The sequence below is a fragment of the Flavobacterium ammoniigenes genome (genome assembly GCF_020886055.1).
Lineage (GTDB): Bacteria > Bacteroidota > Bacteroidia > Flavobacteriales > Flavobacteriaceae > Flavobacterium > Flavobacterium ammoniigenes.
On record NZ_AP025184.1, the window covers coordinates 2,109,625 to 2,132,059 of the forward strand.

The 22,435-nt window shown below is 35.7% G+C and carries 25 protein-coding genes; 15 read left to right on the plus strand and 10 right to left on the minus strand.

The genetic code is table 11. The annotated features are described in order from the left end of the window. Position 1 precedes the first annotated feature (1 nt). The 4 genes from infC to LPC21_RS09590 all read left to right on the plus strand — a co-directional run bounded on the left by infC (position 2) and on the right by LPC21_RS09590 (position 2,295). Positions 2 to 556, plus strand: a complete 555-nt coding sequence (infC, locus tag LPC21_RS09575) for a translation initiation factor IF-3 (RefSeq protein ID WP_409070959.1) — start codon at positions 2 to 4, stop codon at positions 554 to 556. Between the two features lie 86 nt (positions 557 to 642). Beyond that, entirely contained in the window at positions 643 to 840 is a 198-nt protein-coding gene (gene rpmI, locus LPC21_RS09580; protein WP_229316965.1) for a 50S ribosomal protein L35, read from the plus strand. Between the two features lie 171 nt (positions 841 to 1,011). Next, positions 1,012 to 1,356, plus strand: a complete 345-nt coding sequence (gene rplT / locus LPC21_RS09585; protein WP_024982755.1) for a 50S ribosomal protein L20 — start codon at positions 1,012 to 1,014, stop codon at positions 1,354 to 1,356. A gap of 135 nt (positions 1,357 to 1,491) precedes the next feature. Beyond that, positions 1,492 to 2,295: an endonuclease/exonuclease/phosphatase family protein gene (locus LPC21_RS09590; protein WP_229316966.1), complete on the plus strand. Its 804-nt coding sequence runs from the start codon at positions 1,492 to 1,494 to the stop codon at positions 2,293 to 2,295. A 70-nt stretch (positions 2,296 to 2,365) separates the two neighbouring features. Here LPC21_RS09590 and dnaB read toward each other — a convergent pair whose 3' ends face one another. The 5 genes from dnaB to tgt all read right to left on the minus strand — a co-directional run bounded on the left by dnaB (position 2,366) and on the right by tgt (position 8,220). Further along, entirely contained in the window at positions 2,366 to 3,910 is a 1,545-nt protein-coding gene (gene dnaB / locus LPC21_RS09595) for a replicative DNA helicase (protein WP_229316967.1), read from the minus strand. Between the two features lie 141 nt (positions 3,911 to 4,051). Further along, positions 4,052 to 5,005 (minus strand): acetyl-CoA carboxylase carboxyltransferase subunit alpha, encoded by a 954-nt coding sequence (locus LPC21_RS09600; protein WP_229316969.1) that lies wholly within the window; start codon positions 5,003 to 5,005, stop codon positions 4,052 to 4,054. 109 nt (positions 5,006 to 5,114) lie between these two features. Next, a complete protein-coding gene (locus tag LPC21_RS09605; RefSeq protein ID WP_229316970.1) occupies positions 5,115 to 5,999 on the minus strand; it encodes a DMT family transporter in 885 nt (294 codons plus the stop codon). Next, complete coding sequence (locus tag LPC21_RS09610; RefSeq protein WP_229316971.1) at positions 5,986 to 7,080, minus strand: LptF/LptG family permease; 1,095 nt, start codon at positions 7,078 to 7,080, stop codon at positions 5,986 to 5,988. Before LPC21_RS09610 ends, LPC21_RS09605 begins: the two co-directional genes overlap by 14 nt. Before the next feature lie 9 nt (positions 7,081 to 7,089). After that, positions 7,090 to 8,220, minus strand: a complete 1,131-nt coding sequence (gene tgt, locus LPC21_RS09615) for a tRNA guanosine(34) transglycosylase Tgt (RefSeq protein WP_229316973.1) — start codon at positions 8,218 to 8,220, stop codon at positions 7,090 to 7,092. 102 nt (positions 8,221 to 8,322) lie between these two features. Between tgt and rlmD the strand changes: the two genes are divergently transcribed. Genes rlmD through LPC21_RS09630 form a run of 3 tightly spaced genes read left to right on the plus strand, consistent with a single transcriptional unit; the run spans position 8,323 to position 10,994 of the window. Then, complete coding sequence (gene rlmD, locus LPC21_RS09620; protein ID WP_229316974.1) at positions 8,323 to 9,735, plus strand: 23S rRNA (uracil(1939)-C(5))-methyltransferase RlmD; 1,413 nt, start codon at positions 8,323 to 8,325, stop codon at positions 9,733 to 9,735. Between the two features lie 4 nt (positions 9,736 to 9,739). Then, the gene (locus LPC21_RS09625; RefSeq protein ID WP_229316975.1) at positions 9,740 to 10,282 is read left to right on the plus strand and encodes a DUF6452 family protein; all 543 of its coding nucleotides are present in this window, start codon (positions 9,740 to 9,742) and stop codon (positions 10,280 to 10,282) included. Beyond that, a complete protein-coding gene (locus LPC21_RS09630) occupies positions 10,254 to 10,994 on the plus strand; it encodes a DUF6048 family protein (protein ID WP_229316976.1) in 741 nt (246 codons plus the stop codon). The genes LPC21_RS09625 and LPC21_RS09630 overlap by 29 nt, the downstream gene beginning before the upstream one ends. A 19-nt stretch (positions 10,995 to 11,013) precedes the next feature. Here LPC21_RS09630 and LPC21_RS09635 read toward each other — a convergent pair whose 3' ends face one another. The 3 genes from LPC21_RS09635 to LPC21_RS09645 are packed head-to-tail and all read right to left on the minus strand — an operon-like array spanning position 11,014 to position 12,884. Continuing rightward, complete coding sequence (locus LPC21_RS09635) at positions 11,014 to 11,427, minus strand: DUF1801 domain-containing protein (RefSeq protein ID WP_229316980.1); 414 nt, start codon at positions 11,425 to 11,427, stop codon at positions 11,014 to 11,016. 42 nt (positions 11,428 to 11,469) lie between these two features. Further along, complete coding sequence (locus LPC21_RS09640; RefSeq protein WP_229316981.1) at positions 11,470 to 11,703, minus strand: hypothetical protein; 234 nt, start codon at positions 11,701 to 11,703, stop codon at positions 11,470 to 11,472. 11 nt (positions 11,704 to 11,714) lie between these two features. Next, on the minus strand, positions 11,715 to 12,884 hold the full coding sequence (locus LPC21_RS09645) for a THUMP domain-containing class I SAM-dependent RNA methyltransferase (protein ID WP_229316982.1): 1,170 nt from the start codon (positions 12,882 to 12,884) through the stop codon (positions 11,715 to 11,717). 149 nt (positions 12,885 to 13,033) lie between these two features. On the opposite strand from LPC21_RS09645, the gene LPC21_RS09650 reads away from it, so the two are divergent. The 8 genes from LPC21_RS09650 to LPC21_RS09685 are packed head-to-tail and all read left to right on the plus strand — an operon-like array spanning position 13,034 to position 17,674. Further along, on the plus strand, positions 13,034 to 13,798 hold the full coding sequence (locus tag LPC21_RS09650; RefSeq protein WP_229316983.1) for a class I SAM-dependent DNA methyltransferase: 765 nt from the start codon (positions 13,034 to 13,036) through the stop codon (positions 13,796 to 13,798). Further along, a complete protein-coding gene (locus LPC21_RS09655; RefSeq protein WP_229316984.1) occupies positions 13,798 to 14,466 on the plus strand; it encodes a ZIP family metal transporter in 669 nt (222 codons plus the stop codon). The genes LPC21_RS09650 and LPC21_RS09655 overlap by 1 nt, the downstream gene beginning before the upstream one ends. A gap of 16 nt (positions 14,467 to 14,482) precedes the next feature. Then, positions 14,483 to 14,863: a PH domain-containing protein gene (locus tag LPC21_RS09660; RefSeq protein WP_229316985.1), complete on the plus strand. Its 381-nt coding sequence runs from the start codon at positions 14,483 to 14,485 to the stop codon at positions 14,861 to 14,863. 15 nt (positions 14,864 to 14,878) lie between these two features. Then, a complete protein-coding gene (gene murQ, locus LPC21_RS09665) occupies positions 14,879 to 15,700 on the plus strand; it encodes an N-acetylmuramic acid 6-phosphate etherase (protein WP_229316986.1) in 822 nt (273 codons plus the stop codon). A 3-nt stretch (positions 15,701 to 15,703) separates the two neighbouring features. Then, positions 15,704 to 15,925, plus strand: coding sequence for a DUF6095 family protein (locus LPC21_RS09670; protein ID WP_229316987.1), 222 nt, complete (start codon positions 15,704 to 15,706; stop codon positions 15,923 to 15,925). After that, on the plus strand, positions 15,925 to 16,497 hold the full coding sequence (locus tag LPC21_RS09675; protein WP_229316988.1) for a pentapeptide repeat-containing protein: 573 nt from the start codon (positions 15,925 to 15,927) through the stop codon (positions 16,495 to 16,497). The genes LPC21_RS09670 and LPC21_RS09675 overlap by 1 nt, the downstream gene beginning before the upstream one ends. Then, positions 16,498 to 16,884: a DNA topoisomerase IV gene (locus LPC21_RS09680; RefSeq protein WP_229316990.1), complete on the plus strand. Its 387-nt coding sequence runs from the start codon at positions 16,498 to 16,500 to the stop codon at positions 16,882 to 16,884. A gap of 22 nt (positions 16,885 to 16,906) precedes the next feature. Then, positions 16,907 to 17,674: a TerC family protein gene (locus LPC21_RS09685; RefSeq protein ID WP_229316991.1), complete on the plus strand. Its 768-nt coding sequence runs from the start codon at positions 16,907 to 16,909 to the stop codon at positions 17,672 to 17,674. A gap of 44 nt (positions 17,675 to 17,718) precedes the next feature. Here the strand turns inward: LPC21_RS09685 and LPC21_RS09690 are convergent, their stop codons facing one another. Next, the gene (locus LPC21_RS09690; RefSeq protein ID WP_229316992.1) at positions 17,719 to 20,430 is read right to left on the minus strand and encodes a DNA gyrase/topoisomerase IV subunit A; all 2,712 of its coding nucleotides are present in this window, start codon (positions 20,428 to 20,430) and stop codon (positions 17,719 to 17,721) included. Positions 20,431 to 20,457: 27 nt separating this feature from the next. Next, a complete protein-coding gene (locus tag LPC21_RS09695) occupies positions 20,458 to 22,311 on the minus strand; it encodes a DNA topoisomerase IV subunit B (RefSeq protein WP_229316995.1) in 1,854 nt (617 codons plus the stop codon). Positions 22,312 to 22,435 lie beyond the last annotated feature (124 nt).

Here is a 22,435-nt window from a genome sequence, read left to right on the forward strand (position 1 = left end):
CATAGCAATAAGAAGCAACAGAGGTTACCAACCTCGAGTAGAAAAGAAAGATGCACACCGAATTAATAATTTTATTCGTGTACCAGAAGTACGTCTTGTAGGTGAAAATATTGAGCCTGGAGTTTTTAAAACTGCAGATGCTTTGAAATTAGCTGACGAATTTGAATTGGATTTGGTTGAAATTTCACCAAATGCAGAACCACCCGTTTGTAAAATCATGGACTACAAAAAGTTTGTCTATGAGCAAAAGAAACGTGAAAAGGTTTTGAAAGCTAAATCAACACAAGTGGTGATTAAAGAAATTCGTTTTGGTCCTCAAACAGATGAGCACGATTACGAGTTTAAAAGAAAGAACGCTGAAAAATTCTTGAAAGAAGGATCTAAATTGAAAGCTTTTGTTTTCTTTAAAGGGCGTTCAATCATTTATAAAGATCAAGGTCAAATCTTATTATTGCGTTTGGCAACTGATTTAGAAGAATTTGGTAAAGTTGAAGCGATGCCAGTTCTTGAAGGAAAGAGAATGATTATGTTCATTGCTCCTAAGAAAAAGAAATAATCCACATTTAGGATAAATAAATATTGAGATTGCTTCGCAAGCTCGCAAAGACAGTAAGTAAGATAAATTAAAAACACTAGGAAAAAATGCCTAAAATGAAAACCAAATCTAGCGCCAAGAAACGATTTAAAGTTACTGGTTCTGGAAAGATTAAAAGAAAGCATGCTTTTAAAAGTCACATCTTGACTAAAAAATCTAAAAAACGTAAATTAGCTTTGACACACTCAGCGTTAGTTCACCAATCAGATGAAAAAAGCATCAAACAACAATTAAGAATTATATAATGAGTAACTAGTAACTAGCAGTTAGTAATTAGCTTTTTTGCAACTCACTAATCACTATTTACTAATCACTAAAGAATTCTTTAGGTTACAAACAATTTAATAACCTTGGAGTATGGCCTTAAGTTCCCTTGATTAAATTCGGGACGCCTGCTACAAAAAAACAGTAAAATTATGCCAAGATCGGTAAATTCAGTTGCTAAAAGAGCAAGAAGAAAAAAAATAATGAAGCAAGCCAAAGGTTTCTTTGGTAGACGTAAAAACGTTTGGACAGTTGCTAAGAACGCGGTAGAGAAAGCAATGTGCTACGCTTACCGTGACAGAAAAGTGAATAAAAGAAATTTCCGTGCTTTATGGATTCAACGTATCAACGCTGGAGCTCGTTTAGAAGGAATGTCTTATTCTCAATTCATGGGTAAAGTAAAAGCTAACAATATCGAATTGAACCGTAAGGTTCTTGCTGATTTAGCGATGAACCACCCAGAAGCATTCAAAGCAATACTTAATAAAGTAAAATAAACGTTTTATCAACTCAATTTAGATTACTTACTTATATAGAAAACCTCAATCGAAAGATTGGGGTTTTTTGTTGCCCTTTAGTGATGAACGACTAATAATTGTATCTTTAAACCGCAATACTATTTAGAATAGCACATGAAAAAAATATTCCTTTTTGTATTCCTACTTCTTTCTTTCATTGGCTTTTGCCAAATTAAATTAGTTTCTTGGAATGTCGAAAATTTAGGCAAATCCAAGTCTAATGAAGAAATAGCCTTTATGGCAAATCTACTAAACCAATATGATTTAGTCGCCTTACAAGAAGTTGTAGCGGGTAATGGAGGCGCTCAGGCAGTTGCCCGACTTGCAGATGCACTTAATAGAAAAGGAAGTCATTGGGATTATACCATCAGTGATCCCACTTCAAGTTCACCCAGTAAAACAGAACGCTATGCCTTTCTTTGGAAAACAGCATCTGTCAAAATAATTGGAAAAGCCTGGCTTGAAAAAATATATGCAACCCAAATAGAGCGCGAACCTTACTTATGTACTTTTGAGTATGGCAATAAACAATTCACCGCCATTTCCTTTCATGCGATTACCAAAAGTAAGCAACCTGAAAGAGAGATTAAATACTTTCAATTCTTCCCAACAACATATCCAAAATCCAATTTGATCATTATGGGTGATTTCAATTGTCCGCAATCGCATTCTGTTTTTAATCCATTGCGAAAAATGGGATTTGCATCAGCATTGGTCAACCAAAAAACCTCTTTGAAACGCAGTATAAAAAACGGCCAATATCTTGCCTCTGAATTTGACAATATCTTTTTCCTAAAATCAAATATTAAGAAATTAAGTTCAGGTGTCGTTTTGTTTTACCAAAACTTTCCTTCTCTGCGACATGCCAGAACCATTTCAGACCACTGCCCTATTTGGATGGAATTTAGTTTGAATTAAAAATAGTTTCACTTCATTTGGCCGTGAACCAAAAAAAAATCCGCTTAAAAGCGGACTTATATTTTTTTATTTAAAAGGGAACATCACTATCGTCGTCTTCCTCATTCAAATTACTTCCAAAGGCTTCATTAGCCGAAGGCAAGTTCTTTGTAATAAACGGATTATCGTCACTATTCATGCTTGATGGTAAATCATCGTAACTTCCTGAGTAATCATCTAAATTATCAAATTTACCTAAATGACCGATGAATTTCAAACGAACGTTTTCGATACTACCATTACGGTGCTTGGCAATCATGATTTCGGCCTGACCAGCTGTTGGCGATGCTTCATCATCATCCCATTCGTCAATTTTATAATATTCCGGACGGTACAAGAACGAAACAATATCGGCATCTTGCTCAATCGCACCCGATTCACGTAAGTCGGACAATAATGGACGCTTACTAGAACCACGAGTTTCTACCGCACGCGATAATTGCGAAAGCGCAATAACCGGAACATTCAACTCTTTAGCCAAGGCTTTCAAATTTCGAGAAATCGTCGAGATTTCTTGCTCTCTATTTCCGCCACCTTTTCCGTTTCCACCAGCAGTCATCAATTGCAAATAGTCGACAATGATGATTCTAATTCCGTGTTGAGATACTAAACGTCTTGCTTTAGCTCTTAAATCAAAAATAGAAAGAGATGGGGTATCGTCAATATATAAAGGTGCTTTTTCTAAGTTTTTCACTTTGGTACTCAATTGTTCCCATTCGTGTTTTTCTAATTTTCCGGTACGTAACTTTTCGGAAGACAAACCTGTTTCAGAGGAAATCAAACGAGTAATTAATTGCACTGAAGCCATCTCCAAAGAGAATAAAGCTACCGGCATTCCATAATCAATAGCCATATTTCGTGCCATTGACAATACAAATGCAGTTTTTCCCATCGCAGGTCTTGCTGCAATGATAATTAAATCACTCGGCTGCCAACCTGAGGTAATCTTATCTAATTTTTCAAAACCAGTCGCTACTCCACTCAATCCTTCTTGACCTGCTATTTCTTCAATTCGTTTTTTAGCTTGCAACACTAAACTTTGTGCAGTTTCAGAACTTCGTTTAATATTCCCTTGTGTTACTTCGTATAATTTCGATTCGGCTTTGTCTAACAAATCGAATACATCAGTAGTTTCGTCATACGAATCTTCTATAATTTCTGATGAAATACGAATCAAACTACGTTGAATGAATTTTTGCAGAATAATTCTAGAGTGAAACTCAATGTGCGCCGAAGAGGAAATTTTTTGGGTCAACTGAATCAAATAGAAATCGCCACCAGCAATGTCTAATTTTCCGTTTTTCTTAAGTTGAGCCGAAACCGTTAATAAATCGATTGGTTGTGTTTCGGTAAACAATTGAACAATAGCTTCAAAAATATATTTGTGTGCGTCTTTGTAAAAGGCATCGGCTTGCAAGATATCAATAACCTCATCTACTCCTTTTTTATCAATCATCATGGCGCCTAACACCGCCTCTTCTAAGTCCAATACCTGTGGAGGTAATTTTCCTTTTTCGAGATTAATGATAGTCGCTTTGTCTACTTTAACTGGCGCTATATTTCTAAAATTTTCCATGTAGCGAAAATAAGAAAAATTAAAAAAAAGTCAGCAAGGACTTATTACATAATAATGTTGATAACTAACTATTTTTTGTTTATAAGTCAAAAAAAATCCGAAACTGTAAGGTTTCGGATTTAGTATGAATTTGTAAGATAATTAGTCTTTAAAATGTCCCATCGCAAGGTATTTCTCGTATCGTTGGGCTAACAATTCTTCTGTTGATAAGTCTTTCAACTCATTGTATCCTTTCATAATGTATTGTTCCACCGTTTTAAAAGTACTTTCTCTATCGTAGTGAGCGCCTCCTAATGGTTCTGGAATAATGTCATCAATTAATTTTTGCTTTTTCATGTCGGAAGAAGTCAATTTCAAAGCTTCTGCAGCTTGTTCTTTGTATTCCCAGCTTTTCCAAAGGATAGACGAGCAAGACTCTGGCGAGATAACAGAATACCAAGTATTCTCTAACATATACACCTTATCTCCTACACCAATTCCTAAAGCGCCACCAGAAGCTCCCTCCCCAACAATAACAGTAATAACAGGTACTTTCAAACGAACCATTTCAAAGATGTTTCTAGCAATGGCTTCACCTTGTCCACGCTCCTCCGCTTCTAGACCTGGATAAGCTCCCGGAGTGTCTACTAAAGTGACAATTGGAATGCCAAATTTCTCCGCCATTTTCATTAAACGCAAGGCTTTTCTATATCCTTCTGGATTCGCCATACCAAAGTTACGGTATTGACGTGTTTTGGTGTTGTATCCTTTTTGTTGGCCAATGATCATAAACGATTGACCGGCAATTTTTCCTAATCCACCCACCATCGCTTTGTCATCTTTAAAACCACGGTCACCGTGTAATTCTAAAAAAGTATCTCCACAAAGCGCGTTGATATGATCTAAAGTATAAGGTCTATTTGGGTGTCTTGACAATTGAACACGTTGCCAAGCAGTTAGGTTTTTGTATATATTACGTTTGGTTTCTTCTAACTTTTTATTGATCTGTTTGCAGGTATTGGTTACATCAACATCTGATTCTTTACCAATAACAACACATTTTTCTAACTGATCTTCTAATTCTTTGATAGGAAGTTCAAAATCTAAATATTCCATGGAGTTGTAGTGTTATTTATTTTCTCGATTAGAACTGCAAATATAAAATTTAAAATCGTTTGACAGTCCTAAATTTTGATTTAAGTGCAAAAAATTGCCTTGTTTTTAGTTATTCTTTGGCTTTATAATAGTGTTTAATCACCCCGTTTAAAATGACAGTAATAACAATAATTAAGGCGCCAATATAAAATTCTGTACTCATCTTTTCTTTCCCACCAATAATAAAATAAGCGAGTACTATTCCGTACACCGGCTCTAAATTAGTAGTTAACATCACCGTATAAGGGGTCAATTTTCGCATTACTCCTACTGACGCTGTAAAAGCATAAGCGGTACAGACTGAAGCTAAAATAAAAAGCCAAACCCAATTAGTAACCGATAGCACAAAAAAGTCTTTTGTAAATTTTCCTTGGACAATAAAATAAAGCGATATGAAGAAAAATCCGGAAAGAAATTCATAAAAAGTGATTACTGATGGATCTTGTTTTGCTATTAATTTCCCATTCATTAAAGTAAATAAAACCCCTAAAATAATGGAGGCCAAAGCAAAAAATACGCCGTTAATATAACCGCTTTCAACTTGAAGGATTAGTGACAAACCCGCTATGATAATTAAACCAAAGAATACTTCGTACCAAAGTACTTTTCGCCCATAAAAAATAGGCTCTAGCAAAGACGCAAAAAAAGCACCTAATGAAAATACCGAAAGTGTAATCGAGACATTCGAAATATGAATCGCTTGAAAAAAGAAAATCCAGTGCAACGCAATCAACAATCCAACAAATACTAATTGGAATAAATCACGAACGGAAATGCGAAAAGACTTTTTCTTGGCCACTAAAAACAATCCAATAAAACCACTAGCGATGAGCATTCGATACCAAACCAAATCATCTGCAGGAATCGTAATTAATGCGCCTAAAATGGCCGTAAATCCCCAAATAAATACAATTAAATGCAGATTGAGATAGCTTTTAATATTATCGTTTTGCATGTCGTAATAAATAATACGCTAGAATTCCAAAAAGTAAATTAGGAGTCCAAACTGCAATGAGTGGAGAAAAGCTAGTTTTTTCGGCGAAGACACCAAAAATTTTATCTAAAAACACAAAAGAAAAGGCCACGGCAATTCCGATAGCTAAATTCATTCCCATTCCGCCTCTACGTTTCATGGCCGAAACCGAAACAGCAATAATCGTTAAAATAAATGCCGAAATTGGAATACTGAATTTTTTATAAAAGACAACCAAATAAATATTGATATTGGAAGAACCTCTTTTCTTTTCTTTGTTGATAAAATCATACAGCTTACCCAAAGGAAGTGTTTCAGCTATATAGACCACCGGAGCTAAATCTTCCAAATCAAATTTGAATTTCATTTTTTTCTCAGGTACTTTTTCAATCTTATCGCCCATAGGACCGACAGTTCGTTTGGTATATTCAAAAAGTGTATAATTTTTTTCTTTCGGATTCCATTGAATTCGAGCCGCGGTAATCTTGTAGGTTAACTTTTCTTTTTCGAAGTTTTCCAACGAAAAATTATAAGCCGTTTTGGTTTCGGTATTAAAACTGTTTACATAAATAAATTCAGTATCGCTAATTTGTCTGTAGACATCTGTATTATCGCCTTGCATCAGTTGTTGACCACCTGTTCGTAAATAGGTATACCTGAAATTATTGAATCCTTCACTCGCTATTGGAACCAAATAAAACCCCATTAACAAAACCACTACTGAAATGATAGAAGCGCCAATTATAAAAGGACGCATAAAGCGGGTGAATGAAATCCCCGAGCTTAGAATGGCAATGATTTCTGTATTATTGGCCAATTTTGAAGTAAACCAAATCACCGATAAAAATAGAAATATCGGAAAAAGCATGTTGGTAAAATAAATGGTAAAATTGAAATAATAGACCAATATTTTATTTAAAGGCACCTGATTTTTAATCATCATATTCACCTTTTCAGAAACGTCAACAACAATTCCGATGGGAACAAATAACAAAAGCATCACGGTAAAAGTGACCAAGTAGCGCTTTAAGATGTATTTATCTAGTATTGTTAATTTGTTCATGAGAAAAAATTATAATCGTTGGCTCATATTTTTCACCATCATTTCTTTCCAAGGTCTAAAATCACCCGCTAAGATATGTTTTCTAGCTTCACGAACCAACCACATATAAAATCCTAAATTGTGAATGGTAGCAATTTGTTTTCCAAGAAATTCATTGGCAGCAAAAAGGTGACGCAAATAGGCTTTGGTATATTCCGTATCAACGAAGGTTATTCCCATTTCGTCGATAGGTGAAAAATCAGCTTCCCACTTTTTATTTTTGATATTGATCGTTCCATTAGCTGTAAACAACATTCCGTTTCTAGCGTTACGAGTTGGCATGACACAATCAAACATGTCAATTCCAAGGGCGATATTTTCTAAAATATTAATTGGTGTTCCCACTCCCATCAAATAACGGGGTTTGTCTTCAGGAAGTATTTCACAAACTACTTCCGTCATGGCATACATTTCTTCAGCAGGTTCTCCAACGGATAGTCCACCAATAGCATTTCCTTGCTGACCAGAATTAGCAATATATTCAGCCGATTGTCTTCGTAAATCTTTGTAGGTACTTCCTTGAACAATTGGGAAAAAAGTTTGTTCGTATCCGTATTTAAATGGTAAGTTATCCAAATGATTGATACATCGATCCAACCAGCGGTGGGTCATGTGCATCGAACGTTTAGCATAATTATAATCGCATGGATAAGGTGTACATTCATCAAAAGCCATGATGATATCGGCTCCAATAGTACGTTGAATTTCCATCACATTTTCAGGCGTGAAAAAATGATAGGATCCGTCAATATGCGATTTGAATTTAACGCCTTCTTCTTTAATCTTTCGATTAGCCGAAAGCGAATACACTTGGTATCCACCTGAATCGGTCAAAATATTACGATCCCAATTCATGAATTTATGCAAGCCTCCCGCTTTTTCTAAAATCTCGGTTTGCGGACGTAAATACAAATGATAGGTGTTTCCTAAAATAATATCTGGGTTGATGTCATTTTTCAATTCGCGTTGGTGTACTCCTTTTACCGAAGCTACTGTCCCAACAGGCATAAAAATAGGGGTTTCAATCACACCGTGATCGGTAGTTATACTTCCGGCTCTCGCTTTCGATTGGGAATCTTTTTGTAATAAATCAAACTTCATATTGGCTTTTTTCAGTCGGCAAAGATAGGCTAATTTGAATCCTTTTTAAAAAATTTTCCCAAATTGAATTTATAAAACCATTCAAACACTTATTTTTGCGCTATGGCAAGAAAAAATACAGACAAAGTTGTCTTTCATCAAATAAAAGTCCTTGATGCTGGTGCAAAAGGCGTATCGGTAGCAAAAGCCCCCGACGGTAAAGTAATTTTTATCCCAAATGTAGTTCCTGGAGACGTAGTTGATGTGCAAACTTTCAAGAAACGCAAGGCGTTTTACGAAGGAAAAGCAGTGAAATTTCACGAATTTTCAGAACATCGAATCGAACCGATTTGCGAACATTTTGGAGTTTGTGGCGGTTGTAAATGGCAAAACATGAAGTACAGCCAACAATTGTTTTACAAACAAAACGAAGTAAAAAACCATTTGCAACGCATCGGAAAAATTGAACTTCCTGAATTCGAACCGATATTGGGTTCTGAAAAACAATTTTTCTACAGAAACAAAATGGAGTTTTCGTTTTCGAATAGCCGTTGGTTAACCGAAAAAGAAATCGAAAGTACCGAAGATTTAGGTAATAGAAATGCATTAGGATTTCACATTCCAAAAATGTGGGATAAAATCTTGGACATCAACAAATGCCATTTACAAGAAGATCCTTCAAATGCAATTCGTAATGAAATTAGAGCTTTCGCCAATGCCAATGGATTGACTTTCTTCAACCCAAGAGCACACGAAGGTCTATTGCGTACGTTAATGTTGCGTACCGCTTCGACTGGAGAAATCATGGTATTGATTCAGTTTTTTGAAGACGATAAAGCCAATAGAGAATTGATTTTAGATCACATCTACGACAAATTTCCTCAAATTACTTCCCTACAATTTGTGGTTAACAATAAGGCGAACGATACTTTATACGATACTAACATTCAACTATACAAAGGTCGCGATTACATTTTGGAAGAAATGGAAGGGTTGAAATTTAGTATCAACGCCAAATCTTTTTACCAAACTAATTCGGATCAAGCCTACGAATTGTACAAAATAACCCGCGATTTTGCTGGACTTACAGGAGCTGAAACCGTATACGATTTATACACAGGAACAGGAACAATCGCGCAGTTTGTATCCAAAAAAGCTAAAAAAGTAATTGGTGTAGAAAGCGTTCCTGAAGCCATTTCAGATGCGAAAACCAATGCTAAACGCAACGAGATTACTAATTGCGAATTCTTTGTTGGAGATATGAAGGTCGTTTTTAACGAAAGTTTCATAGCGCAACACGGTAAACCGGATGTAATTATAACCGACCCACCAAGAGATGGAATGCACAAAGATGTAATTGAACAAATTCTAAAAATTGAACCTCAAAAAGTAGTCTATGTGAGTTGTAACTCGGCTACACAGGCACGAGATTTGGCATTAATGGATGAAAAATACAAGGTAACTCGAGTGCGCCCAGTGGATATGTTTCCGCAAACGCATCATGTTGAAAATGTTGTACTTTTGGAGAAACGCTAAACCAATGAAAAAAGGTATTCTTTTAGTTGTAGTCCTAGTATCCGTCTTATTCTCTAGTTGTGAGAAAGATGATATATGTGATGCTAATACAATTACCACTCCCCGATTGGTTCTTAGTTTTTATGACATCAACAACCCAAGCATTTTAAAGAATGTGAACCAGTTAAAAGTAGTGGGAGAAGGAATGACAGAAGGGATTGTGTTTAGCCCAACAGCTATTGGTGATTCAAAATATGTCACTAATGCGAGTACCATTTCTCTTCCATTAAAAGTAGATCAAGATGTGAGCACGTATACTTTAATTTTCAATTCAGGGAATTCAAATCCAGCTCTGGTTTTTACCGATAAAATCCAAATCAATTATAGCCGTATCAACTCATTTGTTTCCAGAGCTTGTGGCTTTAAAACCAACTTCAGTTTACGCCCTATTAATCCCATAACGCACACCGCTGTTCCATCAACAAGCGGGAAATGGATCCAATATATTTCAGTAGAAAAAACAACCATAGACAATGAAAATGAAACACATCTTAAACTTTTCTTTTAGTCTTTGTTTTTTGCTGATGTTGACATTGGCACAAGCTCAAGAAAAACCAACTGTAAAATCCGATTCTTTGCAAATTGCGGATAGTATTCCTGTAAAAAAAGACCGTTACGGACTTCGAGTTGGAGTTGATCTTTTCAAATTTACGCGAGGTTTTTATGATAAAAACTACAAAGGGATTGAACTTACAGCTGATTTTAGATGGAATAAAAAATACTATTTAGCTGCCGAACTTGGAAACGAAAATAAAACCACTGAAGACGACCGCTTAACTTCAAACAGCAAAGGGTCGTATCTAAAAGCCGGATTTGATTATAATATGTATGAAAATTGGCTGGACATGGAAAACATTATTTCAATTGGTTTACGTTATGGTTTTAGCAGCTTTAGTCAAGAATTAAATAGCTACAAAATTTACAATCCTAATCCCTATTGGGGAGAATTAGCTGCTATTCCTGCCAACCAAGAATTCAATGGATTAAGCGCCAGTTGGATTGAAGTGGTTACTGGGATGAAAGCCAAAATGTTCAACAATGTTTTTGTTGGGTTTAGTGTGCAGTTAAAAACCTTGGTAACCAATAAAAAACCAGAAGGTTTTGATAATTTATATATCCCTGGTTTCAACAGAACGTACAATGGAAGTTTTGGTATTGGTTTTAATTATAGTGTGACCTATTTTATTCCACTGTATAAAAAGAAAGTGATTATAAAATAATCGAATTAAAGTAGAATATTCAGCTTGAATGTGATTTGATAGTTGCTATACAAAGCTCTTTTAAAACGTCTAAGTCAATATCAATTAATCGATTAACATAAATACAGGCTTTACCCATTTTAAATTTTCCTAATTTATTTAATAAGTCCAAATTGTTTTGGTTGGGAGTATATACATAAAGTGAAAATTCTTTTTTTCTTGGCGAAAAACCAATTAGTAAACAATCTCCTTCGTGTCCACTAGCATATTTGTAATGATAGCTCCCAAAACCAATAATTGTTGGTCCCCACATTTTGGGTTCAAACCCTGACCATTTTTTCATTAATTCAATTAGTTGTAAACTATCTTGTTTCTTTTCTTCGCTGTCAACAAATGAATTTATGAAATCAACTACCTCGATTTCTGTCACTTTAGTCTTGTTTTCTTTCCCCATAAAGAACTGATTAAAATAGTGCCTTTTTCGAAAGCGAATACATTACAATTCTTTTATCCCTTTTATAAACAGCCAAGACATGAATAATTTTTCACCGTCCCTGGTTTTTACTGCTTGGAATTTTGGCGATAAAATAGTTCCCACAACAAAAGCGGTAAAAGGAACAAACAAACCAGTCAGGTTCGTGTATTTGAAAATCAAAAATCGAAAAGAGATAAACAAGATAGCAAAACAACCCAATTGGTATAAAAACGCTCTTAATTGTAATTTAGTCATAGTTGAATGATTTATTCTTTATCGGCAACTTGAAACTTGGTGCGTTTGCTGCCTTCATACATTTCGTATTTCACTAAACGGGCTTCTAAACTGGCATTGAACAATTTGATCTTGCGGGACGGTTTCAATCCTACAAACTTCAAGGCTTCTAAATTAGCCGTTATAAACCAAGCATTCGTTCCTGGATAACCCTTTTTTAAAGTATCTCCAATATTTTTATAAAACTCTTCCATATGAATATCCAATCGTTCATCATACGGCGGATTGAAAACCATATGCAGTTTTCCTTGCGATTGCTTTTCGGTATCAAAAAAGTTATCTTCAGCAATGGTTACATAATCTTCCAAGTTGGCATTGCGAATATTATCTTTGGCTTTACTCACAGCACTTGGCGCCTTGTCGTACCCTTTAATGGTGTAATGAAATTCTCTTACTTTCTTCATCAAACTGTTGACGATTTGGTCAAACAAATCATTGTCCCAATCGTTCCATTTTTCGAAAGCAAATTCTTTACGATTGATATTGGCTGGAATAGCACACGCAATCATAGCGGCTTCTGCCAAAAAAGTACCGGAGCCACACATAGGATCTAAGAAATCACTTTGTCCTTCCCAACCCGAAAGCAATAAAATTCCGGCAGCCAAAACTTCGTTAATGGGAGCAATATTCGTAGCGGTTCGGTACCCACGTTGGTGCAATGAATTTCCCGAAGTATCCAAAGCAACTGAGACTTGGTCTTTGCCAATGTGAATATTGATGCGCAAATCAGGGTAGGCTTTATCGATGCTTGGACGTTGTCCTGTTCGTTCTCTAAATTGATCTACAATAGCATCCTTACATTTTTGAGAAACAAATTCAGAATGGTTAAAGTGATCTGAATGAACCGTAGCATCAATTACAAAAGTCTGATTGGCATTTAAATATTTTGACCAGTTGATTCCTGCAATTCCTTTATACAAAGCATTTTCATTATTGGCTCTAAAAGTATAAATCGGTTTTAAAATTTTCAAAGCCGTACGCAACGACAAATTGGCTTTGTACATAAATCCTTTGTCACCTTTAAAACTGACCATTCGAATGCCTTGCTCTACATCTTGTGCGCCTAAATCTCTTAATTCTTTGGCTAGTATCTCTTCAAAACCAAAAAAGGTTTTGGCAATCATTTTAAAATTTTCTTCCATTTTTTCTTTTCAATTCAACTGCTATTGCTATGTTTTGGATGTAGCAGTACCTAAAAAATCTATTACCCAAATTATGAATCCAAATAATAGGATTATTTTGTGCAAAAATACACTAAATTTGCTCACTTGAATTAATAGAAAAAGAATAAATGTCTGAAGATGCTAAACCAGCTACATTAGCTACGCAAAAGCCCACTCAAAACTGGTTTGCTTCCTGGTTTGATACTCCTTATTACCATATTTTATACAAAGAACGCAATTACCGTGAAGCGCAAATTTTCATGGATAATTTGACACATTACCTTAATCTTCCTGAGAAAGCCAAAGTCTTGGACTTAGCTTGTGGAAAAGGACGTCATGCGATCTATTTGAACCAATTGGGTTTTGAGGTAATTGGTGCTGATTTGTCTGAAAACAGTATTGCCGAAGCTAGTAAAAATAGCAACAGTAGTTTGCAGTTTCAAGTGCATGATATGCGCGAAAAATTCGACGATCAATTTGACGCTATTTTCAATTTGTTTACCAGTTTTGGTTATTTCGAAAATGATGCCGACAATTTGAAAACACTGATTGCCATCAAAGAAAGCTTAACCGAACATGGTTTTGCAGTGATCGATTTTATGAACGTCAATCAAGTCATTGCTAATTTAGTTCCTGAAGAAACTAAAACCGTTGAAGGAATAGATTTCCATATTCAACGTTATGTAAAAGACGGTCATATTTACAAAGAAATTAGTTTTGAAGACAAAGGAGAATCCTACCATTTTACCGAAAAAGTACAAGCTTTGACTTTGCAAGATTTTCAAACCATGATGGAAGAAGCGGGTATCTATTTATTGGATATCTTTGGGGATTATAAATTGAAAAAATTCCATAAAACGGAAAGCGAACGATTAATCATGATTTTTAAATAATGAATTATCTTTTACCCCTACTTTCGGTATTGATCGGTTACATTTTTGCTTTGGTAATCCAACCCAAAGACAAAGTGAAACTCAAATTACTTTTGGCATTTAGCGGTTCCTTTTTACTGTCGCTGACAGTAATTCATTTGCTTCCCGAAATCTATGAAAGTAATAATAGCCGAATTGGATTATTTATTATGGTGGGGATTTTGTTCCAAATTATCTTGGAATATTTCTCACAAGGCGCTGAACACGGTCATGTTCACGGACATTCCAAAATGGAACACATTCCATGGTTGTTGTTTATCAGTTTGTGTATTCATGCTTTGGCAGAAGGATTTCCAGTGGGTCATCATCATGATTTGGCTATGGGAATTGCCATTCACCACCTACCGATCGCGATTATTTTAACAACCTTTTTTATCAATGCTAATCTGAATAAAAAAGCGATATTTCTGTTCATGATTACTTTTGCTATCATGACACCATTAGGAACAATTCTATCGGATTATTTGCCATTATTAAATGTCTATTATAACGAAATTACCGCCATAGTTATTGGAATTTTATTTCATATCTCCTCAACAATTATCTTTGAAAGTAGCGAAGGACATAAGTTCAATATCGCCAAAATATCAATGATCGTATTGGGATTTGCCTTGGCATATTTTATATAACTTAAAACAAAACAACATGGGACTATTTTCTGCATTACTAGGAAACGCTGGAGCCGTAGATCAAGAAAGTTTAATCAAAGAATACGGCAAACTTCTTATTGAGGGAGAATCAATCGAATTGGGTTTCAAATTAATTCGAGATACCTTTATATTTACTTCAAAACGATTAATCTTGGTTGAAAAACAAGGGTTAACAGGAAGTAAAATTGAGTACAAATCCATAATCTACAAAAGTATTTCTAGATTCAGCATCGAAACAGCTGGAACATTCGACTTAGAAGCCGAACTCAAAATTTGGGTTTCAAGCGAAGTCAATCCAAGTATAGTAAAACAATTTAATAAGTCAGTAAATGTATACGATGTTCAAAATGTCTTAGCATTTCATGTTTTAAAATAAATCTCTAATTTATTTATGACTTTTACCAAAACCACCGAACAATCCTCAAAATACGAGCATTTAGAAAAAATGTCAGTAGCCGAATTATTGACTAACATCAATAACGAAGACAAAACGGTTCCATTGGCTGTTGAAAAAGCGTTGCCACAAATTGAAATAGTAGTTGCTCAAATTGTAGCCAAAATGAAATTAGGAGGTCGTTTATTCTATATAGGCGCCGGAACTTCTGGACGATTGGGAATTGTAGATGCGTCAGAATGCCCGCCTACTTTTGGTGTTCCTTTTGACTTGGTCAACGGAATCATTGCTGGAGGTGATACAGCGATTCGACGTGCGGTTGAAAATGCCGAAGACAATGCAACTCAAGCTTGGATTGATTTACAAGAACAGAATATAAACGCTAATGATGTGGTTATCGGAATTGCTGCTTCGGGGACAACACCTTACGTTATTGGAGGTTTGCAAGCTTGTAATGAAAATAATATAATTACTGGAAGTATTTCTTGCAATGCAGGAAGTCCGCTTTCGCAAACAGCCCAATTTCCAATCGAAGTGATTGTTGGTCCTGAGTTTGTTACTGGAAGTTCCCGAATGAAAGCGGGAACAGCTCAGAAATTAGTATTGAATATGATTTCTACCGCGACCATGATTCAGCTAGGAAAAGTCAAAGGCAATAAAATGGTGGACATGCAATTGAGCAATGCTAAATTAGTTGATCGTGGTGTGAAAATGATCATGAGCGAAATTCCTGTTTCGTACGAAGAAGGAAGTCAGTTATTAAGCCAAATGGGCAGTGTGCGAAAAGCAGTAGACTTTTTCAACGCTCAAAAAAAATAAATTATGGCAACCAACAAAGACCTTTTGGCGAAAGCCTTTAAATACCTATCCGGAGCTTTGCCTTTATTATTCATGGGGCCAGCTGTGATTCATAATGCATTTATGAATCAAAAAAACAATTGGCATTATTTGGTATTGGCTATTGGAATCGGATTAAGTGTTTTTGGGGTATATTGCCTGTTTGTTGGATTGAAAACGATAATGAAAAGTTTATTCAACGACTAATGGAAAACTTAATCAACATCCAAAAAACTTTTGAAAAAGTAGTTACTATTAATGGCCGAATCAATCACCGTGAATTTGAAGATTGTATTTTCAAAAACTGTGACTTTTCAAATTCTGATTTGAGTAACAATACCTTTATGGATTGCGAATTCATTGACTGTAATTTGTCTATGGTTAGTTTTGTTGGAACAAGTTTAAAAACTGTTCATTTTAAAAATTGCAAATTATTAGGGATCCATTTTAATGCGTGTACCGATTTTTTATTCCAAGTGAGTTTTCAAGACTGTACTTTGGATTATGCTTCTTTTGCCAATAAAAAAATGCCAAAAACTAATTTCGCTTCTTGTTCCATGAAAGAAACAGGTTTCATTGGTACCCAATTAAATAATACGGTTTTTGACAATTGCAATTTAGACAATGCTATTTTTAACGATACACAATTGGCTGGTGCCGACTTTAGGACTGCATACAACTACAAAATTGATCCCGAATACAATCCGATGAAAAAAGCAAAATTTTCAGCTCAAGGTATCGTGGGACTTTTGGACAAATACGATATTAAAATAGATTAAATGAAAAATACCATCGCACTACTTTGCTTGTTATTACTTGCTTCTTGCTATTCTACCGAACACAATTGCAAAGACTTCAAAACTGGAAAATTCAAATTTGAACATGAAATTAATGGTGTCAAAAAAGTAACTTTTTTTGAACGCAATGACAGTATTGAAATCGAAACTTTTGAAGGAAAAACAGATACGGCAACAGTTCGTTGGATTAGTGATTGCGAATATGTAATCCAAAAGAAACATCCGAAAACCAACCAAGAAAAAAGTGCAATTAGCATGAAGATTTTGACCACTTCAAAAAATTCCTATACCTTTGAATTCGGAATGGTTGGTGTAGACAGCAAACAGCGCGGAACTGTAACCAAGATTGGAGAAATCAACACCAAATAAACACAACACTTAACTCAATAAAATGGAAGTATTTTTAAATCCAGACGCTTGGATTGCGCTAGTAACCTTAACGTTTTTAGAAATTGTTTTAGGAATTGACAATATCATTTTTATTTCAATTGCCACCGGTAAATTACCCGCTGAAAAACGCAAAAAAGCAACCAAGTTAGGAATGTTCCTTGCCATGTTCATGCGTATCGCGCTTTTGTTTGGAATCAATTTGTTAATCCAAATGAAAGAACCTTGGTTCCATATTGATTTGAGTTGGTTCTCTGCTGGAATTACAGGTCAAAGTATCATTTTATTGCTAGGTGGTTTGTTCTTAATTTACAAAAGCACGAATGAAATCCGTGAAAAAGTAGATGAGAAAGGACATGAAGAAAAAGAAATGAAAGAAGCAGCCACTAAATCATTTCAGAATGTCATTTTACAAATCATAATGATTGATTTGGTTTTCTCTTTTGACAGTATCTTAACTGCAGTGGGTATGACTAATGGTGTTGAAGGAGCCATTTATATCATGATTACCGCCGTAATTATTTCAGTTTTTATCATGATGCAATTTGCAGTTCCGGTAGGTAATTTTGTGAATAAACATCCATCGATTCAAATTTTAGGACTAGCTTTCTTGATCCTAATTGGGATGATGCTATTAACTGAAAGTGCCCATTTATCCAATGCTTTAATTTTTGGAAGTCACGTAACACCGCTACCAAAAGGTTATTTGTATTTTGCCATTACCTTCTCTTTAGTAGTAGAGATGATCAACATGAAAATCAAGAAAAAATAATTTCTTTATAACCATAAAAAAAGCTCCTTTTCAGGAGCTTTTTTTTATTCTAAACTTAGCGTTATTTGACCATCATCATTAGTATCGGTAGGAATTTCCTCCAATTCTATTTCATCTGAAGCAATAACTTCTTCCACCTCTTCTTCTGGCTCTTCAAAAGGTAACGATTCTAATAAATTGACTTGTTTTAACTTATCTGTTGTCAATTGATTTCCAATTGCTTTAATCCCTTTGATAGCAATGAATTGTTCCAAATCAATAGTTTGATTCTCTTTTTGAACCCCTTTCACTTTAGTAAAAACAATTTCGGCTACCGGTCGCCAATCAGTCGAAACAATTTCCAACTGCGACTTCTCGTGTTCCGTAATAAAGAGTTCTTCTTTATTTTCATTCTCTACTAAGAAACGTTTAACAAAATAGCGTTCTTTTTCTCCATCATAATAAATCGTCGAAATGGGTTTCTTTGGATTCCATTTTTCCAAGACGATCATATCTTCGTCAAAATGTGTGGTCAACTCTGGAATAATCGTTTTCAGCTTTCCTGTTTGATTGATCACTAATAAACGATCGTTCGGTTTGAATTCCCCTAATAATTCGCCACGACCATCTACATTCAATCGCTGTACCGTATCGTCAAACCATACTTTTCTTGGACGCAAAGTCGAAATTCCTTTCTCCTTTAATTCAATTTTTTTGATTGGGTATTTCGAAACGGTATTTCCTCTGGAAGCACGACCTTTAATTGCAATGTCAGAAAAATCAACATCCCATTTCAACTTCTTAACACTACCCACCTGACGCAATAAAATAGTCACAACTTCAGCTTCTCCATTTGGATTGGCTGAAAAATACAAGACCATCGAACCTGCATTTTCTTGTGTTAAATCATAGAATTTATCACGAGTTACTCCCGAAACATTGAAACGCTTAATAAAGGTAGATCCATTCTTACCATCGCGATAGATCATATTGTAAATGGTACGTTTGTCGTTTTTGTCAAAGACCGCAATATGAATAATGTCTTTGCCAATGAATTTCTTTTCGTCCACTTTAGTGATCATCATTTTTCCATCGCGAAGAAAAACAATCACATCATCAATATCCGAACAATCGGCAACATATTCGTCTTTTTTAAGTCCAGTTCCTAAGAAACCTTCCTCTCGGTTGACATATAATTTGGTATTACGCAACACCACTTTAGTGGCCTCAATGGTATCAAAACTACGCAACTCGGTTTGGCGTTCACGTCCTTTACCGTATTTGTCTTTTAGTTTTTGGAAAAAGTCAATGGTAAAATCAATGATGTTGTCCAAATGGTGTTTTACTTCTTCCATTTCGGCTTCCAACTTCGCGATAGCATCATCCGCTTTATCCGAGTCGAAACGCGTAATACGGATCATTGGAATTTGCGTTAATTTTTGCAAATCATCATCATTGGTTTCCCGTACAAATGATTTTTTAAACGGCTCAAATCGGTCGTACATGTATTTGTACAATGATTCTCTGTCTCCGTACAATTTGAAATCAATGTACATTTCTTCGCGAATGAAGATTTTCTCCAAAGTAGCAAAATGCCATTTATTTTCCAATTCGTCCAATTGGATTTCCAATTCCCGTTTCAACAAATCTACCGTGCGATGCGTAGAGATTTTTAACATTTCGGAAACACCAATAAACAACGGTTTGTTATCTTCAATTACACAACCCAAAGGTGCTACCGAAGATTCGCAAGCGGTAAATGCATACAATGCGTCTATCATTTTATCTGGCGAAACTCCTGGCGGAAGGTGAATCAAGATTTCTACCTCAGCTGCGGTATTGTCTTCAATTTTCTTGATTTTGATTTTCCCCTTTTCATTGGCTTTCAAAATACTATCAATCAAAGTCGAAGTATTCGTTGAAAACGGAATTTGAGTAATCACCAAAGTTTGTTTGTCTAATTGAGCAATTTTGGCACGAACACGAACACGTCCGCCACGCAAACCATCATTGTAATTAGACACATCGGCTATACCTGCCGTAGGGAAATCGGGATATAAGGTAAATGATTTGCCCTTCAAAACTTTGATTGAGCAATCAATTAATTCATTGAAATTATGAGGTAAAATTTTGGTCGAAAGACCTACCGCGATTCCTTCTGCACCTTGCGCAAGCAATAACGGGAATTTTACAGGAAGATTAATAGGTTCAGCTCTACGACCATCGTAAGACATGCCCCATTGGGTAATTTTAGGCGAATATAAAATATCGTGTCCTAACTTACTGATTCGGGCTTCGATATAACGAGAAGCGGCAGCACTATCTCCCGTGAGAATGTTACCCCAGTTTCCTTGCATATCGATGATCAAATCTTTTTGACCAATTTGCACCATGGCATCACCAATACTTGCATCACCGTGAGGGTGGTACTGCATAGTATGTCCAACAATATTAGCCACTTTGTTATAACGTCCATCATCCAACTCTTTCATGGAATGCATGATACGACGTTGCACCGGTTTAAATCCGTCTTCAATAGCCGGAACAGCACGTTCCAAAATCACATACGAAGCATAGTCCAAAAACCAGTCTTTGTACATTCCGGTTACTTTGGTAATCGTGTCTTCGGGGTTTTCATTATTTTCATAAAAATGGTTCCCACCAAAAGCAACGATGTCGTCAAAACCTTCTTCGTTTTCGTTGGCTGTTACCTCCAAAGATTCGTTGTTCTCGTCTTCGTTAGGAATGATGTTATCTTCTTCTTCTTCGTCTTTCATTTATGCTGAATTATTTTCAGTATTCTTTTATTTTTCTACTACGTCCAATTCCACCTTCAAATTATTGATGATGAACGTTTGACGATCCGGTGTATTTTTACCCATATAAAACTCCAATAGAGTTTCAATTGAAGTCGCTTTATCAAGCATAACAGGATCCAAGCGAATATCGGCACCAATAAAGTGCTTGAACTCGTCTGGCGAAATTTCTCCCAATCCTTTGAATCGGGTAATTTCTGGTTTTGGTTTTAATTTTTCAATGGCGTTCACACGCTCTTCGTCGCTATAACAATAAATGGTTTCTTTCTTGTTACGCACACGGAACAGAGGCGTTTGCAAAATATACAAATGGCCGTCTTTGATTAATTCTGGGAAAAATTGCAAGAAAAACGTAATCAACAACAAACGAATGTGCATTCCATCGACATCAGCATCGGTAGCGATGACAATATTGTTGTAACGCAAATCTTCCATGGATTCTTCGATATCCAAAGCGGCTTGCAATAAATTAAATTCTTCGTTTTCGTACACAATTTTCTTGGTCATTCCATACGAATTCAAAGGCTTACCACGCAAACTAAAAACCGCTTGTGTATTCACATCACGTGATTTCGTTATCGAACCTGAAGCCGAGTCTCCCTCAGTAATAAACAAGGTGCTTTCTAAATAACGTGGGTTTTTAATATCGGGCAAATGCACACGACAGTCACGCAATTTCTTATTGTGTAAACTCGATTTTTTAGCACGGTCTTTGGCTAATTTTCGAATGCCTGATAATTCTTTACGCTCTCTTTCAGCTTGCAATATCTTACGCAATAACAAATCGGCAACTTCCGGATTTTTATGCAAGAAGTTGTCTAGTTTGGTCGTAATAAAATCGTGAACGAAAGTTCTCACGGTTGGCCCATTTGGACCAATATCAGTCGAACCTAATTTAGTTTTAGTCTGACTTTCAAAAACAGGCTCTTCAACTTTGATCGATACTGCCGAAACAATTGATTTTCGGATATCAGAAGCCTCAAAACCTTTGTTATAATAATCTCTTATGGTTTTTACCACTGCTTCTCTAAAGGCATTCAAATGCGTTCCTCCTTGAGTGGTATTTTGTCCGTTAACAAACGAGTGGTATTCTTCCGAATATTGTGATTTACTGTGCGTTAAGGCAATTTCAATATCCTCTCCAATCAAATGAATGATAGGATAAACCGAATCTTCTTCGGTAATGGTTTCTTCTAACAAATCCTTCAATCCGTTATCCGAATAGTATTTTTCGCCGTTGTAGTAAATGGTTAAACCTGTGTTGAGGTAACAATAGTTCTTCAACATTTTTACCACATACTCGTTACGGTATTTGTAGTTTTTAAAAATCTGCTCATCCGCAATAAAAGCTACTTTCGTTCCTTTACGTTTGGTGGATTCTTGTACTTCTTCTTCCAAAACCAAATTTCCTGCCGAGAACTCTGCTGCCTTTTGTTGGTTATCACGAACAGATTCCACACGAAAATAATTGGATAAGGCATTCACCGCTTTGGTACCTACCCCATTCAACCCTACCGATTTCTTGAAAGCTTTGGAATCGTATTTCCCTCCAGTATTCATTTTGGAAACCACATCAACTACTTTACCCAATGGAATTCCACGACCGTAATCGCGAACGGTAACCATTTTGTCTTTGATAGTAACCTCTATTGTTTTCCCAGCACCCATGACAAACTCATCGATGCAATTGTCAAGTACTTCCTTGAGCAAGATGTAAATACCATCGTCTGGCGAAGAACCGTCGCCCAGTTTTCCAATGTACATTCCGGGACGCATACGGATGTGTTCCTTCCAGTCGAGCGAACGAATATTATCTTCGTTGTATTGATTTTGTTCGGACATTTTAAAAAGTATCGATTTGGTGCTAATGTAAGCTAATTTGACAAAATGTAAAAGAGCCCCAAGTCAAAGTTATTAAGAATGATATTGACAAAAAAAGTGCGATTGACGAGGTGCGATTTACGAA